The 17,617-nt window shown below is 67.4% G+C and carries 16 protein-coding genes; 8 read left to right on the top strand and 8 right to left on the bottom strand.

Annotated elements, in window-relative coordinates:
- Positions 1 to 237 precede the first annotated feature (237 nt).
- Both OG300_RS38700 and OG300_RS38695 read left to right on the top strand, forming a co-directional pair.
- Positions 238 to 2,295, top strand: a complete 2,058-nt coding sequence (locus OG300_RS38700; protein WP_405489817.1) for an AMP-binding protein — start codon at positions 238 to 240, stop codon at positions 2,293 to 2,295.
- A gap of 52 nt (positions 2,296 to 2,347) precedes the next feature.
- Positions 2,348 to 2,659 carry a hypothetical protein gene (locus tag OG300_RS38695; RefSeq protein WP_405489815.1) on the top strand — a complete coding sequence of 104 codons (312 nt, stop codon included), beginning with the start codon at positions 2,348 to 2,350 and terminating at the stop codon, positions 2,657 to 2,659.
- A 186-nt stretch (positions 2,660 to 2,845) separates the two neighbouring features.
- Here OG300_RS38695 and glgP read toward each other — a convergent pair whose 3' ends face one another.
- On the bottom strand, positions 2,846 to 5,413 hold the full coding sequence (gene glgP, locus OG300_RS38690) for an alpha-glucan family phosphorylase (RefSeq protein WP_405489813.1): 2,568 nt from the start codon (positions 5,411 to 5,413) through the stop codon (positions 2,846 to 2,848).
- 188 nt (positions 5,414 to 5,601) lie between these two features.
- Between glgP and OG300_RS38685 the strand changes: the two genes are divergently transcribed.
- The 4 genes from OG300_RS38685 (at position 5,602) to OG300_RS38670 (ending at position 10,831) form a co-directional block, all read left to right on the top strand.
- Positions 5,602 to 6,258: a PaaI family thioesterase gene (locus OG300_RS38685; RefSeq protein WP_405489811.1), complete on the top strand. Its 657-nt coding sequence runs from the start codon at positions 5,602 to 5,604 to the stop codon at positions 6,256 to 6,258.
- A 22-nt stretch (positions 6,259 to 6,280) separates the two neighbouring features.
- Positions 6,281 to 8,284, top strand: coding sequence for an alpha-1,4-glucan--maltose-1-phosphate maltosyltransferase (locus OG300_RS38680; protein ID WP_405489809.1), 2,004 nt, complete (start codon positions 6,281 to 6,283; stop codon positions 8,282 to 8,284).
- 10 nt (positions 8,285 to 8,294) lie between these two features.
- Complete coding sequence (gene glgB / locus OG300_RS38675; protein ID WP_405489807.1) at positions 8,295 to 10,463, top strand: 1,4-alpha-glucan branching protein GlgB; 2,169 nt, start codon at positions 8,295 to 8,297, stop codon at positions 10,461 to 10,463.
- Positions 10,464 to 10,615: 152 nt separating this feature from the next.
- Positions 10,616 to 10,831, top strand: coding sequence for a hypothetical protein (locus OG300_RS38670; RefSeq protein WP_405489805.1), 216 nt, complete (start codon positions 10,616 to 10,618; stop codon positions 10,829 to 10,831).
- Between the two features lie 60 nt (positions 10,832 to 10,891).
- Here the strand turns inward: OG300_RS38670 and OG300_RS38665 are convergent, their stop codons facing one another.
- The 4 genes from OG300_RS38665 to OG300_RS38650 form a co-directional block, all read right to left on the bottom strand.
- Entirely contained in the window at positions 10,892 to 11,512 is a 621-nt protein-coding gene (locus OG300_RS38665; RefSeq protein ID WP_405489804.1) for a TIGR03086 family metal-binding protein, read from the bottom strand.
- 126 nt (positions 11,513 to 11,638) lie between these two features.
- Entirely contained in the window at positions 11,639 to 12,496 is an 858-nt protein-coding gene (locus tag OG300_RS38660) for a tetratricopeptide repeat protein (RefSeq protein ID WP_405498836.1), read from the bottom strand.
- A 58-nt stretch (positions 12,497 to 12,554) separates the two neighbouring features.
- Positions 12,555 to 12,926 carry a DUF3817 domain-containing protein gene (locus OG300_RS38655; protein WP_405489802.1) on the bottom strand — a complete coding sequence of 124 codons (372 nt, stop codon included), beginning with the start codon at positions 12,924 to 12,926 and terminating at the stop codon, positions 12,555 to 12,557.
- A gap of 174 nt (positions 12,927 to 13,100) precedes the next feature.
- Positions 13,101 to 14,285: an acetyl-CoA C-acetyltransferase gene (locus OG300_RS38650; RefSeq protein WP_405489800.1), complete on the bottom strand. Its 1,185-nt coding sequence runs from the start codon at positions 14,283 to 14,285 to the stop codon at positions 13,101 to 13,103.
- A 112-nt stretch (positions 14,286 to 14,397) separates the two neighbouring features.
- Between OG300_RS38650 and mce the strand changes: the two genes are divergently transcribed.
- Positions 14,398 to 14,868: a methylmalonyl-CoA epimerase gene (gene mce / locus OG300_RS38645; protein WP_405489798.1), complete on the top strand. Its 471-nt coding sequence runs from the start codon at positions 14,398 to 14,400 to the stop codon at positions 14,866 to 14,868.
- 86 nt (positions 14,869 to 14,954) lie between these two features.
- Positions 14,955 to 15,926, top strand: coding sequence for a hypothetical protein (locus OG300_RS38640; RefSeq protein WP_405489796.1), 972 nt, complete (start codon positions 14,955 to 14,957; stop codon positions 15,924 to 15,926).
- Positions 15,927 to 16,017: 91 nt separating this feature from the next.
- Here the strand turns inward: OG300_RS38640 and OG300_RS38635 are convergent, their stop codons facing one another.
- From OG300_RS38635 to nucS, 3 genes are read right to left on the bottom strand one after another with little or no spacing between them, the layout of a single operon-like run.
- On the bottom strand, positions 16,018 to 16,584 hold the full coding sequence (locus tag OG300_RS38635) for a hypothetical protein (protein ID WP_405489795.1): 567 nt from the start codon (positions 16,582 to 16,584) through the stop codon (positions 16,018 to 16,020).
- Between the two features lie 33 nt (positions 16,585 to 16,617).
- Entirely contained in the window at positions 16,618 to 16,926 is a 309-nt protein-coding gene (locus OG300_RS38630; RefSeq protein WP_405489793.1) for an ATP/GTP-binding protein, read from the bottom strand.
- Positions 16,927 to 16,936: 10 nt separating this feature from the next.
- On the bottom strand, positions 16,937 to 17,614 hold the full coding sequence (nucS, locus tag OG300_RS38625) for an endonuclease NucS (protein ID WP_405489791.1): 678 nt from the start codon (positions 17,612 to 17,614) through the stop codon (positions 16,937 to 16,939).
- Between the last annotated feature and the right edge of the window lie 3 nt (positions 17,615 to 17,617).

The following is a 17,617-nucleotide window of genomic DNA, read 5'->3' as shown; positions in this document are numbered from 1 at the left end:
GGTGCCATCGGCACCGTACTTGCCGGTAGCCCCCAACCTGTAGCCGACTCGGCGAATCGTGGGCAATCGCACCTGCCTGAGCATTGTTTCGCCGTGCCGATCAGGCGCTATGTTCGGGCAAATAAGTCAATTACTGGCCGGTAATTTAAGACCCTTGACCCACACTGTCTGGGACGTTACAAATACGTAATCAGCCGGGGGCTTTCAGGGAACCGGCCAGGGAGAAGTTGAACGCCTGTGGTTACCGACATCATCGACGCGGTCGCAGAGTTCGCGATCACCCGCAAGGCACTCTGGGACGTTCTGATCGACCCGCAGACCTACCCCCGGCTCTTCCCCGGCGTCGGCGCCTGCGAGGAGCTCGACACCGCCGAGGCCCACCCGTCGCTCAATATGCGCGTCGGCGGCGACGGCCTCGAGATCCAGGTGCTGCGCATGCAGATGCACATCACCCGCGAGGGCGAAGCCTTCGAATTCCACTGCCCCGCCTCCGGCAGCTTCGCCGCGGTGCGACTGCGCGACGCCGACCAGCGCACCCGGGTGTACGTCACGTATTTCAAAGCGGGACTGGTGCATCCGCTGCTCGAACACCTGCCCAACTCGGCGGTGACGGCCTGGACGCAGACCGGGCTCAAGCGGATCGGCGACCTGATCCAGGGCACCCCCAACTCGGTCATCGTCAACGGCGAGAACTCGCCGATGAAATTGCAGGCCGGGGTGGCCAAGCAGATGGTGGCCTCCGGCGTGGTGCGCACCTACCGGCCCGACGTGGGGCTCAAGCAGATCGGCAGCCTGGCGAAGTGGGGTTTCAGCCTGGCGGGCGGGTACGCGGCCGCCGCCGCGCATTCACCGCAGCGGGCCGCGGTGGTGGACGACCGCTTCGCCATCAGCTTCGAGCAATTGCATTCGCGCAGTCACGCTTTGGCGGGTGCGTTCGCCGCGCTCGGATTCGGGCCGGGCACCGCGATCGGGCTGCTGTGCCGCAATCACGCCGGGATGGTCGAGACCATGGTGGCGGCCGGTAAATCCGGGGCCGACGCGGTGCTGCTCAATACCGGGCTGCCCGCGCGGCAGATCGAGGAGATCGTGCAGCGCCATCAGCTCTCGGCGCTGTTCGTGGACAGCGAATTCGAGCACATGGTGCGGTATCTGCCGCCGGAACTGCCGCGCTTCACCACCGACGATCCCGGGTATCAGCAGCCCGGCCGCAGCACCATCGAAGAGCTGATCGCGATGCGGCAGGAGCCGCCGCGCAAGGCCCCGCGCCCCGGTCGCCTGGTGGTGCTCACCTCCGGCACCAGTGGCACGCCCAAGGGTGCGCGCCGTCCACATCCCAAGGGTTTCGGCACGGTGGCCGCGCTGCTGTCGCGAATTCCGTTCGGCACCAACGAGACCATGTTCATTCCCGCTCCCCTGTTCCACACCTGGGGGCTGGGCGCGTTGCAGATCTCCACCGCGATCCGCGCGACCGTGGTGCTGGGCGACCGTTTCGACGCCGAGGACTGTCTGCGCCGCATCGCCGAGCAGAAGGTGACCGCGCTGATCGTGGTGCCGGTCATGGTGAACCGAATCCTGGACCTGCCCATCCACATTCGCACCCGCTACGACCTGTCCAGCCTGAAGATCGTCGCCAGCTGCGGGGCGCCGCTGACCGGGGTTTCGGTGGTGAAGTTCCTCGACGCCTTCGGCGACGTCCTCTACAACGTGTACGGATCCACCGAGGTCTCGTGGGCCTCGATCGCCGATCCGGCCGACCTGCGGCTGTCCCCCACCACCGCCGGGCGGCCGCCGCTGGGCACCAAAATCGGTGTGCTGGGCGCGGATCGGCGTCCGGTCCCGATCGGTGCGACCGGCCGCATCTTCGTCGGCAACCACATGCTCTTCGACGGCTACACCGACGCCACCCCGCCCGACGAGGCCGACGGCATGCTCGACACCGGCGACCTGGGCTACCTCGACGCCTCCGGCAAGCTGTTCGTGGCGGGCCGCGACGACGAGATGATCATCTCCGGCGGCGAGAACGTCTTCCCGCGCGCCGTCGAGGAGGCCCTGTCCTTCCTCCCACAGGTGCACGAGGTGGCGGTGATCGGCGTCCCCGACCACGAATTCGGCCAGCGCCTGGCGGCTTTCGTGGTGAAGCGCCCCGGCTCCGGCCTGGACTCCGACATGATCCGCAACTACATCCGCCACCGGGTCAGCCGCTTCTCCGTCCCCCGCGACGTCACCTTCCTGGACTCGCTGCCCCGCAACCCCACCGGCAAGATTCTGAAACGCACCCTCATCGCCGGAACCTGATCGCGGGTCCTAAGCTCCCCTCGTTCATATTTCCGAGTCGGGGGGCTTTCCGATGCTCATCTGGGGTTGGCGCACCACCGCGCGCACACTGGCCATGATCACCTTCCTGTGCGGGCGCTGCCGCAATCCCAGCGCCCACGCATTCCAAGAGCTGAACAAGAAGTTCACCCTCTTCTTCCTGCCCCTGTTCCCCATCAGCACCCGCCACCGCCTGCTCTGCACCTGGTGCCGAGCCGAAACCAACGTCCCCTACTCCGAGGTCTCGAACCTCCTGGGGCAGGCCCACGCCCAGAGCATGCACCCCGGCGGCATCCCCCAACCCCGCCCCGCCGTCCCCGACGCCCCCTGGCCCCGCATGCCGTGACCGGTCCCCCCAACACCTTTCAAGATCAAGGAGCTCACACCTCGAAATTTTGTCCGGATCCGGACGGTGAAAGTCCTTGATCTTGGTTTCGGGTTCCGGTGGCGCGGAGTGGCGGGGTGTTGACTGACATACAGCCGATTTCGATGATGGTGTCGCAGCTGTTCGCTGCGGCACCATCATTCGCTTTCAGGGGCTGGGGGTTGCGATGAGACCCAGTTCGGCGCTGGAGGCGAGGAGGGGGTGGGTGGGGAGGATTCGGATGGTGTAGCCGACTGCGCCGGAGACGGGGACGGGGGTGTCGATGGTGAAGAGGTCTGTGCCGGAGTCGGTTCCGGTGTGGGTCATGGGGAACGTGTGGACGTCCGTCAGGTCGTCGGTGGGGGTTACTCGGCCCAGGGCGGCTTGGACCGTGACGTCGGCGGGGGTGAGGCCTGCCAGGTCTATGCGGGCTCGGAGGGAGAGGTTGGCGCCGATCACCGGGATGTCGGGGAGGCCGGAGCTGTCCACCTGGAGGACTTTTACTGTGGGCCAGGCGGATTCGATGCGGCGGCGGTAGGTGGCGAGGTCCTGGGCGCCCTTGAAGTCGTTGGTGGAGACGGCTTCGAAGGCCGCGGCGGCGGGGGTGTAGTAGTCGACGGCGTAGTCGCGGACCATGCGGGAGGCCAGGACCTTCGGGCCCAGGGTTTGCAGGGTGTGGCGGACCATTTCCATCCAGCGGACGGGGAGGTCGGTGGTGTCGCGGTCGTAGAAGCGGGGCAGGACAGCGCGTTCCAGGAGTTCGTAGAGGGCCGAGGCCTCCAGGTCGTCGCGGCGATGGTCGTCGCGGACGCCGTCGGCGGTGGGGATGGCCCAGCCGTTCTCGCCGTCGTACATCTCGTCCCACCAGCCATCGCGGATGGAGAGGTTGAGGCCGCCGTTGAGGGCCGACTTCATGCCGGAGGTGCCGCACGCTTCCAGCGGGCGCAGCGGATTGTTCAGCCACACATCGCAACCCCAGTACAGGTAGCGGGCCATCGACATGTCGTAGTCGGGCAGGAACACGATGCGGTGACGCACCTCCGGATCGTCGGCGAAGCGCACGATCTGTTGGATGAGCGCCTTGCCGCCGTCATCGGCCGGATGAGATTTGCCCGCCACCACCAGCTGCACCGGACGCTCCGGATCCAACAGCATCGCCCGCAGGCGCTGCGGGTCGCGCAGCATCAGGGTCAAACGCTTGTAGGTGGGGACGCGGCGGGCGAAACCGACGGTCAGCACGTTCGGGTCGAAAACCTCGTCGACCCAACCGAGTTCGGCCGGGGCCGCCCCGCGCTCCAGCCACGAGGCATGCACCCGGCGGCGCACCTCGTCGACCAGCACACCGCGCAATGCGTTTCGGGTGGACCACAATTCGCTCAGGTCGACATCGCAGAGCCGCTCCCAGCCGCGCGACTCCTCGACGAACTCGTCGCCGATCAGCGCACGCGCCTTGTCGATCCACTCGCGCGCCGCCCAGGTCGGCGCGTGCACGCCATTGGTGACCGAACCGATCGGCACCTCGGTGGTGTCGAAGCCCGGCCACAGCGGCGCGAACATGTCGCGGCTGACCTCACCGTGCAACTTCGACACACCGTTGGCGCGCTGGGCGAGTCGCAAACCCAGGTGCGCCATATTGAACACGGAGGGATCGGCCTCGCGACCCATCGCCAGAATGCGATCCACCGAAACACCCGGCAGCACCGGAGATTCCCGCTCCCCGTGCGCGCCACCGAAGTAGCGGCGCACCAGCGCGCCCGCGAACCGGTCGATACCGGCGGGCACCGGGGTGTGGGTGGTGAACACCGTCCCGGCCCGCACCGCCGTCAGCGCGGCATCGAAATCCATTCCGGTGGTCATGAATTCGCGGATCCGCTCGATACCGAGGAAACCCGCGTGGCCTTCGTTCATATGGAACACGTCCGGATCGGGCAACCCGTTGGCGCGCGTATAGGCGCGCACCGCCCGCACCCCGCCGATCCCGGCCAGGATCTCCTGCTTGATGCGGTGATCCTGATCGCCGCCGTAGAGCCGATCGGTGACCGCCCGCAATTCCGGATCGTTCTCGGCGATATCGGAATCCAGCAGCAGCAAGGGAATTCGGCCCACCTGCGCGATCCACACCCGCGCCCGCAGCACCCGGCCCTCCGGCATGGCGACGTGAATGAGCACCGGCGCGCCGCCATCGGTGAGCAGCCGCAGCGGCAACCCCATCGGATCCAGTGCCGGATAGCGTTCGGCCTGCCAGCCGTCGGCGGTCAGCGACTGCCGGAAATAGCCTGAGCGATACAGCAACCCGACGCCGATCAACGGCAGCCCCAGATCGGAGGCGGCCTTGAGGTGATCGCCCGCCAGGATCCCGAGCCCGCCGGAATAGTTGGGCAGCACTTCGGTGACGCCGAACTCCATGGAGAAGTAGGCGATTCCGCGCGGCCCCCGCTGCTGCTTCTGGAACCAGCGCGGGCGAGCCAAGTAGTCGGCGAGATCGGCGGCAGCCGCGTCCACCCGCCCGGTGTAGCTCTCATCTCGCGCCAACTCGTCGAGCCGCGCGGCGGGCACCTCCCCCAGCATCCGCACCGGATCCCGCTCGACCTCGACCCACAGATCCGGGTCCAGTTCGGCGAACACATCCTGAGTCGGCCCATGCCAGGACCACCGGAGGTTGGTTGCCAACTCCGTCAAAGCGGTCAACCGCTCCGGCAAATGGGCGCGAACAGTGAATCGACGCAGAGCCTTCACTGTGCCTATTCTGCCCTGCGCTTCGCTCCGGGCGGGCTCGCGCCCCGAAGTCTCGATTCTTCCCTCCTCCACTCCTCCGCTTCGCTCCCCCGTTCCGTCAGTCCAGAATCGAGACGGCGCGAGCCAGTTCACCGTGATCCGGCGGCCCGGACTGCAGCATCCGGTAAGCAACCGATAACGTGTTTCACATGAGCGAACAGCAGATCGAGGCGGTCGAGTCGCCCACCCAGGAGCATCACGAGGGTGGGTTCCGGCCGCTCCAGGAGCTGGGTCGCGACAACAGCAAGGGCGGACCGCACTACGGGGAGTTCATCGAACAGGTGCGCTCGCTGATGGACCGGGTGCGGCTGGCCGATCCGGGCGACGAGCTGGCGCTCGAGGCCATTGCCACATTGAAGGACCTCAACGCCAAGCTCGACGGCGCGGTGACCGACGAATGGTCCGCGCCCACCTGGCATCGCAACGACCTGCCCTCGCGCGGCAACATCACGCTGCCGCCGTTCCTCGTCGACGAGGCCGGCCGCGACGGGGTGCGGGCCCGCATCACCTTCCGGACCTTCCACCTCGGCGGCAACAGCGCCGCCCACGGCGGCCACATCGCCCTCGGCTTCGACGATCTGCTCGGCATGACCGCCGCCCTGCACACCCGCGGCGTCACCCGCACCGCCTTCCTGCACGTCGACTACCGCTCTATCACGCCGCTGAACACCGAACTGCGGGTGCACGGCTGGGTCGAACGCGTCGAGGGTCGCAAGGTGTACGTGCGCGCCACCCTGCACGACGGCGACCGGCTCTGCGCCGAGGCACACGGCCTGTTCATCCTCCTCAAGCCCGGCCAGCCGTAACCGCTCCGGTAAGTTCGAAGGCGTGACCGGCCGCATCGCCATCGATGACACCGCCCCCGCGATTCCCGGCGGTCGGCCGAGCAAGGCCGTCGTCGGCGAGGTCGTCGCGGTGCGGACCGTGGTGTGGCGCGAAGGCCACGAAGCGGTCGCCGCCACCCTCGCCGTGCGGGCCCCCGGTTCCACGCGCACACAGCGCATTCGGATGACACCCGACTACGAACCCGACGTCTTCAACGCACTGTTCACCCCGAGCAGCCCCGGCCGCTGGACCTACCGGATCGAAGGCTGGAGCGACCCGCTCGCCACCTGGCGCTCCGGCGTCGAAGCGAAACTCGCGGTCGGACAGAGCGACACCGACCTCGCCAACGATCTCGAACTCGGCGCGCGACTGCTCGATCGCGCGGCGGCCGCGGTACCCAAGCGGCAGTGGGAGATCCTGCGCGCCGCCGCCACCGCCCTGCGCAGCGACAGCCAACTGCCCGCCCGCGTCGGCCCGGCGTTCAGCGCCGAGGTGAGCGAGATCCTGCGCGAGAACCCGTTGCGGGAGTACGTGACTCAGGGTCCCCGCCACACCGTGCTGGTGGAACGCCGCCGCGCGCTCTACGGATCCTGGTACGAATTCTTCCCGCGCTCCACCGGCGGCTGGGACACCGCCGGCAAGCCGGTGCACGGCAGCTTCGCCACCGCCGCGAAGGATCTGCCGCGCATCGCTGCCATGGGCTTCGACGTGGTGTACCTGCCGCCGGTGCATCCGATCGGGATCGTGAATCGCAAGGGGCCCAACAACTCCCTGACCGCCGGACCCGACGACGTGGGCTCCCCGTGGGCGATCGGCTCGGCGGAAGGCGGGCACGACGCCATCCATCCCCAGCTGGGCACCGAGGCCGACTTCACCGACTTCGTCACCGCCGCACGGGAACTCGGCATGGAAGTGGCCCTGGACCTGGCGCTACAGTGCGCGCCCGACCATCCGTGGGTCACCGCGCATCCGGAATGGTTCACCACCCTGCCGGACGGCACCATCGCCTACGCCGAGAATCCGCCCAAGAAGTACCAGGACATCTACCCGCTCAATTTCGACAACGACCCCGACGGCCTGTACGCGGCGGTCCTGCACGTGGTGCGGCACTGGATCGGATTGGGCGTCACCATATTCCGGGTCGACAACCCGCACACCAAACCCGCCGACTTCTGGGAATGGCTGATCGCCCGCGTACACCAGCAGCACCCCGAGATCATTTTCCTGTCCGAGGCATTCACCCGCCCGGCCCGGCTCTACGGTTTGGCGCGCCGAGGATTCAGCCAGTCCTACACGTATTTCACCTGGCGCACCCACAAACACGAGATCACCGAATTCGGAATCGAATTGGCGGCCAAAGCGGACGAGGCGCGCGCCAATCTTTTCGTGAACACGCCCGACATCCTGCACGAGAGCCTGCAATTCGGCGGACCCGGCATGTTCGCCATCCGCGCGGTGCTCGCCGCCACCCTCGGACCGAGCTGGGGCGTGTACTCCGGATTCGAACTCTACGAACACCAGGCCCCGCACCCCGGCAGCGAGGAATACCTCGACTCCGAGAAATACCAGCTGCGCCCGCGCCGCTTCACCGAGGCCGCCGCGCGCGGAGAATCCCTGGAGCCGTGGCTGACCCGGCTCAACGAGATCCGCCGCGCGCACCCGGCGCTGCAGCAGGTGCGCTGCATCCACTTCCATCACGTCGACAACGAAGCGCTGCTGGCGTTCTCGAAGTTCGACCCCACCACCGGCGACGCCGTCCTGGTGGTGATCAACCTCGACCCGTTCGGCACCCAGCACGGCATGGTGTCGGTGGATCTGCCCGCCCTCGGCCGCGAATGGCACGACCGGCCGGTCGTCCTCGACGAGATCAGCGGCGAGGAATACCACTGGGGCCAGAGCAATTACGTGCGCCTGGACCCGGCCCGCGCCGTCGCCCACATCCTGGCCCTGCCGCCGGTCCCCGCCGCCGCCCGCACCGAACTCGCCTTCCGCCGGTCGCTGCGGTGAGGCCGCGACCGTGAACCGGCGCGATCTGCTGCTGCTGGCCGCGGGCACCCACCCGGATCCGCACACCGTGCTGGGCGCGCATTCGCACCCGGACGGGACCATCATCCGGGTGCTGCGCCCACACGCGGACACGGTGGCGGCGCGCATCGGCGGCACGGATCATGCACTGGCACATACCGATCACGGCGTCTTCGAAGGCGTGGTGCCGTTCGAACAGCTGTGGGACTACCGCATCGTCACCTCGTATCCGGGCGGCCGCACCGTGGTCGACGCCGACGGCTACCGATTCCTGCCCGCCCTCGGCGAATTCGACCTGCACCTGCTCGGCGAGGGCCGCCACGAACGACTCTGGGAAGCCCTCGGCGCCCACCCGCGGCGGTATCCCGGCCTCGACGGCGAGGTCACCGGCACCTCTTTCGCGGTGTGGGCGCCGAATGCCCGCGGCGTCACCGTGATCGGCGACTTCGACGGCTGGAGCGGAAACACCGCGCCCATGCGGAAACTCGGCGGCTCCGGCGTATGGGAACTGTTCGTGCCCGGCCTCGGACCCGGCGACAAATACAAGTACCGGGTGCACGGCGCGGACGGCCGCGTCGTCGACCACGCCGACCCGATGGCCTTCGCCACCGAAACGCCACCCGCCACCGCCTCGGTGATCACCGAGAGCAGCTTCGCCTGGAACGACGACCACTGGCTGCGCGAGCGCGCCCGCACCGACCCGAACCGCGCCCCGGTCAGCGTCTACGAGGTGCACCTCGGCTCGTGGCGCCCGGGCCTCGGCTACCGAGAACTCGCCGACCAACTCGCGGAATACGTTGCGGCACTGGGCTTCACCCACGTCGAACTGCTCCCGGTCGCCGAACATCCCTTCGGCGGATCCTGGGGCTACCAGGTCACCTCCTACTACGCGCCGACCGCCCGCTTCGGCTCCCCCGACGACTTCCGCTATCTGGTGGATCACCTGCACCGCAAGGGCATCGGCGTGATCCTGGACTGGGTGCCCGCGCACTTCCCGCGCGACGAATGGGCCCTGGCCCGCTTCGACGGCACCGCCCTCTACGAGCACGCCGACCCCCGCCGCGGCGAGCAACTCGACTGGGGCACCTACGTTTTCAACTTCGGCCGCCACGAGGTCCGCAACTTCCTGGTCGCCAACGCGCTGTACTGGCTCGAGGAATTCCACCTCGACGGCCTGCGCGTCGACGCCGTCGCCTCCATGCTCTACCTCGACTATTCGCGCCCCGACTGGGAACCCAATATCCACGGCGGCCGCGAGAACCTGGAAGCCGTCGCGTTCCTGCAGGAGATGAACGCGACCGTGCACAAACAGCATCCGGGCGTGCTCACCGTGGCCGAGGAATCCACCACCTGGCCCGGCGTCACCCGCGGCACCGAGGTCGGCGGGCTGGGCTTCACCATGAAATGGAACATGGGCTGGATGCACGACACGCTCGGCTACCTCGCCCACGATCCCGTGCACCGATCCTGGCACCACAACGAGATCACCTTCTCGCTCACCTACGCCTGGAGCGAGAACTACCTGCTGCCCATCAGCCACGACGAAGTCGTGCACGGCAAGGGCACCCTGTGGACCCGGATGCCCGGCGACGACTACACGAAGGCCAGCGGCGTCCGCGCCCTGCTCGCCTACATGTGGGCGCATCCGGGCAAGCAACTGCTGTTCATGGGCCAGGAATTCGGTCAGTTCCGGGAATGGGACCACGACCGCGGCCTGGACTGGCACGAGCTGGAAAACCCACTGCACCAAGGGATTCAGACGCTCGTCGCCGACCTCAACAAGAATTACGCCGCCCTGCCCGCGCTCTGGAGCCAGGACACCTCGCCCGGCGGCTACGCCTGGATCGACGCCGACGACCGCGACAACAATGTGCTGTCGTTCCTGCGCTACGGCAGCGACGGCTCCCTCATCGTCTGCGTCCACAACTTCTCCGGTCGCCGCCTCGACGGCTACCGGATCGGACTGCCCGAGCCGGCCGACGGGTGCTGGGAGGAAATCCTCAACACCGACGCCATCGCCTACGGCGGCAGCGGCATCACCAATGCCGGTGCGGTGCAGGTGGATTCCGAACCGTGGCACGGCCGCCCGGTCTCGACCGCGCTGAGCCTCCCCCCGCACAGCGCGCTGTGGCTGCGGCGGGGACACTCCGGCGAGCGGTAACCCTACTCGAACCGGCAGCGTTCCTCGGGCCCCGGAAAGCAACGGCATTCGGCGCGCACCACTCGGTGGTATCACTGGAAAGTGCGGCGTCGCAACCGAACAGCAATGCACCTGACAGCATTGCTCGCCCATTTGGATAGGAATGAATCTGCATGAAGAAGCTGGGTACGTTCGCGCTCATCACCGCGGCCACCGCCGGAATCATGACCGCGGGCGCGGGCCTCGCCGCCGCCGATGACCACGTCGACGCCAAGCCCGTCGTCGCGGTCGGCGAACCGGATCCCAATGGCACCGGGTCCTCGACCATCGTGAAGACGCTCACCGACCTGCTGAGCTCCGGCAGCGGGGGCGCGAAGACCACCAAGTAGTGCGATCGGTTCCCCACTTCGTGGGAGGAGTGGGGAACCCTCACTCGACCGGCACGGCCCTCATTTCGGCCAGCCGGGCGAACGACCCAGCACCGCGAGAATCCGATCGAGCCCCGATGCGCCGGGCGTTTCGATCAGCGGTGCGAACGACGCTCCGGGCACCTCGCGCGCCTCTCCGCGCGGTACCGCCTCGGCGACCGGCAGGGCCGCGGTCAGCAGATCGGCGTCGAAATCGACCGGCACGTCCAGTGATCGGGCCACGTCCCAGGCGTGCACGACATAGTCGATGAAGTGGAAGCTGACGCCCAGCGACGCGGGAATCACGATGCCGCCCTGAATCTCCGGCAGCGGCATCTGCCGTTGCAGCGCACCGGGTTCCGCGAAGGCCGCCAGCACCTGCTCGGCGGCGTCACGGTATTCACCGATCGGATCGGCGCTCAACGGCTGCGGTTTCCACGCCGCGATCCCACCCTCGCCGTGTGCGGCGGCAGCGAAGCCGCGGTGCTGAGCGATCATGTGCTCCAACAGGTCTCGCAGCGCCCACCCGGCACACGGGGTCGGGGCGTCGAGGTCGTCGAGGTGCAGCCGGGAGACGATATCGATGCTGGTGCGCACCGCGCGCGCATCGAAGTCGATCAGCTCGGGTCCGGAGGCCAGCAATTCTTCGTACGTGCTTATCATACTCACTAGCTTACTAATATTCGACGCCGCGCGCACCTGTCTATTTCCCGCTGAAACGACTCGCGCCCTCCCCGTCGGAACGGGAAGGGCGCGAAGGGTGTTCGGGCGCTGCGGAGGCCCGAAGCGTCAGTAGAGCGCGGCGGCCAGTTTGCGGCGGGCGGCCATCACGATCGGCTCGGCGAGATCGAAGAGTTCGAACAGCTCGAGCAGGTGGGTGCGGACACGGGTGCGGTCGTCGCCCGCGGTGCGCTTGATCTGGGCGATGAGACGGTCGAAGGCCGCCTCCGGCTGCTGGTTGAACATGTCGAGATCGGCGGCGGCCAGGGCGGCGTCCAGATTCGACGGATCGGCGTCGGCCTTCTCGGCGGCGGCCAGGTCGAGATCCTGTACGCGAGAAAGGAATTGGACCTGACGCAGCGCGGCCTTGGCCTCGGAGTTGTTCGGCTCCGCGGCGAGAATGGTCTGGTAGGCGGCGATGGCGGCGTCGAACTCACCGTTCTCGAGCGCCTCCTCGGCGGCCACGAAACGCGGATCCTCGGGAGCCTCCGGCTCACCCTCCTCGGCCTCGCCGACACCGGACAGCTTGCCGCGCACGGCATCCACCACGGCGGCCAGCCAGCCGGTGACCTGCTCCTCCGGCTGATTACCGGTGAAATCGGCGAGCGGCTGCCCGGCGGCCACCGCCACCACGGTCGGAATGCCCTGCACCCCGAACGCCTGCGCGATCCGCATGTTCGCCTCGGCCTCGACGGTGGCCAGATCCCAGTCACCGCCGTTCGAGGCGAACAACGTCTCGAACAGTTTCACCAGTTCGACGCTGCCCGCGCTGCGCTGCGAATACAGCACCACCACCACGGGCACCTGGGTGGAGCGCCGCAGCACTCGCTCCTCGAAATTGGCCTCGGTGACGGCATGGTCACCCGGGACATCCGCGGCGGCAACAGCGGGCTGCTTGAGCGCGGACAGATCCACCGCGCCCGACATAGCGGCGGCAGCGGCGGCGGAGGGACGGCGTGCAGGTCGAGTCACGACATCCAGTTTGTCACGAAGCGGCGGCGGCAGGTGCTGCGGAGGTGCTCAGTTCACCGAGCTGACCGGAGTTGATCGCCCAGCGCTCGAAGAAGTAGGAGGTGAACGGAACCACGGTGGACGCCAACGCCAGCGCGGTGGTCTTGCCCGGCCACTCGAATTCACGCGAGGCCAGCAGGCAGTTGATGGCGTAGGCCAGGAAGACGATGCCGTGCAGCATGCCGAACACCATCACCGGCCACTTGATCGGCTGATCGGCGATGCCGAGCGAGTCCGCGCGCTTGAGCGCCGAACCGATGAACAGCAGCACCCAAGAGGGCACCTCGAGCAGACCGAAGAAGCGCACGCGTTTGGCGACCGTGGACAGGTCGAAGACATCACCCATGGGCACCATTCTGCCGGACATCTACGACGGCCCGTAGTTGCCCTGGTCACATCCGGAACGTGTGCGCCGAAATCCTGGTATCGGGCCGGGTACAGCACGGTGCCCCGGCTCACACCCGAGCCGGGGCACCGCGAAATGATCGAATTGTCCGGTGCCGCTTTACGCTTCGCCGGTTCAGGAAACGCGAATGATCAGCGCGTCACCCTGACCGCCGCCGCCACACAGCGCGGCCGCGCCCACGCCGCCACCGCGACGCTTCAGCTCCAGCGCCAGGTGCAGCAGGATGCGCGCGCCCGACATGCCCAGCGGGTGGCCGATGGCGATCGCGCCACCGTTGACGTTCACCTTCTCCGGGTCGATGCCCAGCTTGCGGGTGGACGCGACGCCGACCGCGGCGAACGCCTCGTTGATCTCGACCAGATCCAGATCGGCGGGCGAAATGCCTTCCTTCGCACAGGCTTTCGCGATGGCGTTGGCGGGCTGATCCTGCAGGGTGGAATCCGGTCCGGCGACCACACCGGCCGCGCCGATCTCGGCGATCCAGCTCAGGCCCAGCGCTTCCGCCTTGGCCTTGGACATCACGACCACCGCGGCCGCGCCGTCGGAGATCTGCGAGGCGGTGCCCGCGGTGATGGTGCCGGTCTTGCTGAACGCCGGACGCAGCTTGCCCAGCGACTCGACGGTGGTGTCGGCGCGAATGCCCTCGTCGGCGGTGAACAGGATCGGGTCGCCCTTACGCTGCGGGATGGCGACCGGGGTCACCTCGTCCTCGAAGACACCGTTCTTCCAAGCGGCCGCGGCCTTCTGGTGCGAGGCGGCCGCGAACGCGTCCTGATCCTCGCGGGTGAGCTGATCGGTCGCGTTGCGCTGCTCGGTGAGCGCGCCCATCGGCTGGTCGGTGAAGATGTCGTGCAGACCGTCGTAGGCCATGTGGTCGCGCAGCGTGACGTCGCCGTACTTGAAGCCCTCGCGGGACTTCTCCAGCATGTGCGGTGCGCGGGTCATGGATTCCTGACCGCCCGCGACGATGATCTCGTACTCTCCGGCGCGAATCAGCTGATCCGCCAGCGCAATTGCATTGATACCGGACAAACACACCTTGTTGATGGTGAGTGCCGGAACGTCCATCGGGATACCGGCGGCGACCGCGGCCTGCCGGGCCGGGATCTGGCCCGCGCCCGCGGTGAGCACCTGGCCCATGATCACGTAATCGACCTGTTCGGGGGCCACGCCGCCCTTCTCCAGGGCCGCCTTGATGGCGATGCCGCCCAGGTCGGAGCCGCTGAAATCCTTCAGCGATCCGAGCAGCCGGCCCACCGGAGTGCGCGCGCCGGAGACGATGACGGAGGTGGTGGTCACGATGAGCCTCGCTTAGGTGGTGTGGGACCGCTCCGCCAACCATCGGAGCCGTACTCAAAGGTAACGTGCCGCGCCCGGGCAGCCTTCCCAGGGGCGCGCTACCGTTCGAAGGGTGAGCAACACCGAGAACACCGAATTCATCAGTTCGGAATACATCATCGCCGTCGATCACGTGGGAATCGCTGTGCCGGATCTCGATTCGGCGGTCGCCTGGTACCGGGACCATCTCGGGATGGTGGAGACGCATCGCGAGATCAACGAGGCGCAGGGCGTGCACGAGGCCATGCTGTCGGTCGTCGGCAGTCCGGACGGGTCGGTCGCTCTGCAGTTGCTGGCGCCGCTGACCGAAGAGTCCACGATCGCCAAGTTCATCGACCGAAACGGGCCTGGCCTGCAGCAGCTGGCGTACCGAGTCACCGATGTCGAGGCAGTCGCCCAGCAACTTCGTGAACGGGGCTTGCGTTTGCTGTACGACGCTCCCCGGCCCGGAACAGCCGGTTCCCGCATCAATTTCATCCACCCCAAGGATGCTGGCGGTGTGCTGGTGGAACTGGTCGAACCAGCCGCGAAAACTACCCACTAGTACCGACTTCCAGCCACCTAAAGAGGCTGTAACAACATTCGCGGTCGGGTCACCATCAGTGGTCGTCAGGCTGTAGTTTGTGGGGCATGTCGTCCACTGAGCCCGATCGTAATCGCTTCGTTGCACTGCCCTTTACCGTTGTGCGGAAGGGCTATGACCGTGACGAGGTGCGTAACTACTTCGACCGTTTCGATGCCGAGCTAAGGGTCACCGCGACCGATCGCGATGCCGCCGCCGCACAGGCCCGCAATCTCGCGGCGCAGCTGGAGGACGCTCGGGACGAAATCGACGAGCTCCGCAAGGAGGTCGACCGGCTCTCGGTGCCGCCGACCACCGCCGAAGGCATGTCCGATCGCATTTCCCGCATGCTGCGCCTGGCTTCCGACGAAGCCAGCGAGGTCCGCGCCCAGGCTCAGGCCGAGGCCGCTGAGATGATCTCGATCGCCGAGCAGCAGGCGACCGAAATGCGTGGGAAGTACGAATCGCTCCTCTCCGAGACCAAAGAGAAGCGCGAAGCACTCGAAATCGAATTCGAGCAGACCCTCGCGAATGCCCGCTCCGAGTCCGCCAAGATCGTCGACGCCGCCAACGCGGAAGCCGATCGCCTCACCAAGGAGTCCGAGGCCAAGCGCAAGGCCACGCAGCAGGACTTCGAGGTCACCATGGCCGAGCGTCGCACCAAGCTCACCCGCGCCATGGAAGAGCTGGAAGCCACCTCGCGCGCCGAGGCCGCCCAGCGCATCAAGGACGCCACCGACGAGGCCAACCGCCTCATCACCTCGGCGACCAACACCGCCGATCGAAAGATCGCGCACGCCAAGGAACTCGCCGAGGAGATGCGTGTCCTCCGCGGCCGCGTCCTGGCCCAGCTGCTCGGCATCCGCGGCCAGCTCGACTCGGTCCCGGCCATGCTCGCCGCCGTCAACCGCGAGAGCGAATTGCTCGACGGCGCACCGGAACAGCGCTCGCTGAACAAGGGTGCCAACCGCAAGGCCATCGACACCCGCGAAGACGACGATCTCGTCGACGAGCGTGAGAGCGCCGACATCCACAGCTGATCCGATATCAACGGGGCGACAACCCGTATTCGTTCGAAGGCCGCTTCCCAACCGGGGAGCGGCCTTCCTTATGTCCGGATGTGGTTGCGGCTCACCACAGGAAAGGCCAGTACGGCCGCTCCGGGATATCGAAACCGGCCGCCCCGCCGCCCTTCACCACCAGGGTGATCGGGCTACCCGGCGGGAACCGCGCGCACAAAGCCTGCGCCTGCGCGCGAGCCCGCTCGGGAAATCGATAGGCCCGCCGAATTCGATAGTCGGATCCGGTTGCCGGACAACGGTAAACCGCGCGCAACGTGACCATGTGCGCGCCCGGTCCGCGCGGATTGTGAATATGCCGGTATTCGGCCGACCGCACCGAACCCGACACCACGGAGCCGGTCCGGCGCAGATAACTCAGGCGCCGACGACCGATGCCGTGCAACAGGATTCGCCAACCGACAATCGCCAGCACCACCCCGATCACGCCGCCCAGCGGAATCGCACCGTTGATGTCCTCGTGCGGGCTCACCGCATAACCGACGAGCGCACCGGCGAACCACCCGATCACCGGAATCAGCAATCCGCCCACCACGACCAGCACGATCCAGACCACGCGCACCACCGGCGACCCGGCGGGTGGCTCGGGTTCGGACTGCGCGGGCCGGTCGGTCAGCATCACGCCAGCCTAGGCGCACACCGGGAATTCGAGTCAGGACCAGCGGCGGGTGATGGTGCGGGTCTGACGGCCCTTCCAGCACCCCGTGTGCCAGTGGCGGCGATCATCCTCACCACCGTCCGCGGGCCAGGCCACGATATGCGGTGTGCCGGGCGGGATCTCGTGGTCACAGCCCGGGCAGCGGTAGTACTTGGTCGCGCGGGTGCCGGGAATGGTGCGGACGATGTAGGTGTCCTCGGTGCCCGGACCCGGCTCGGTACGGCCGAATACGTCGCCGATCGGGCGCGGGTCCCGAGCGGACCGCGCCGCCGACGACGAAGGACGCGGTTTCCGGCGAGGCATGGTATCGAGGTTAGAACAGACGGAATTCGTCGCTCTCGGTGCCACGCAGGGCGTCGTAGTCCAGTGTCAGACACCGGATCCCGCGATCGTTGGCGAGCGTCTTCGCCTGCGGCTTGATCTGCTGCGCCGCGAACACGCCCGCGACCGGGGCCAGCAGCGGATCGCGATTGAGCAGTTCGAGATACCGGGTCAGCTGTTCGACGCCGTCGATCTCACCGCGGCGCTTGATCTCCACCGCCACCGTCGAACCGTTCGCGTCCCGGCACAGAATGTCCACCGGGCCGATCGCGGTCATGTACTCGCGACGGATCAGCGTGTAACCGGCGCCGAGGGTTTCGATGTGCTCGGCCAGCAGCGCCTGCAGATGCGCCTCGACGCCGTCCTTCACCAGACCGGGATCCACCCCGAGCTCGTGCTTGGAATCCAGCTCGATGTCCTCCACCGTGATGCGGAGTTCCTCACCGGCCTTGTTGGTCACCACCCACAGATGGCTTGTCTCCGAATCGGTTTCCCGCTCCTCCAGCCAGCACGGCGGACTCATCCAGTTCAACGGCTTGTAGGAGCCGCCATCGGAATGGATCAGCACGGACCCGTCCGCCTTCATCATGATGAGGCGACGAGCCATGGGCAGGTGAGCGGTGAGACGGCCAACGTAATCGACCTGGCATCGAGCAATGACAAGGCGCACCGG

This window comes from Nocardia sp. NBC_00511, assembly GCF_045161165.1.
Taxonomy (GTDB): Bacteria; Actinomycetota; Actinomycetes; order Mycobacteriales; family Mycobacteriaceae; genus Nocardia.
Note: the sequence above shows the minus strand (reverse complement) of the source record. Positions and strands in the feature narration are given on the sequence as shown.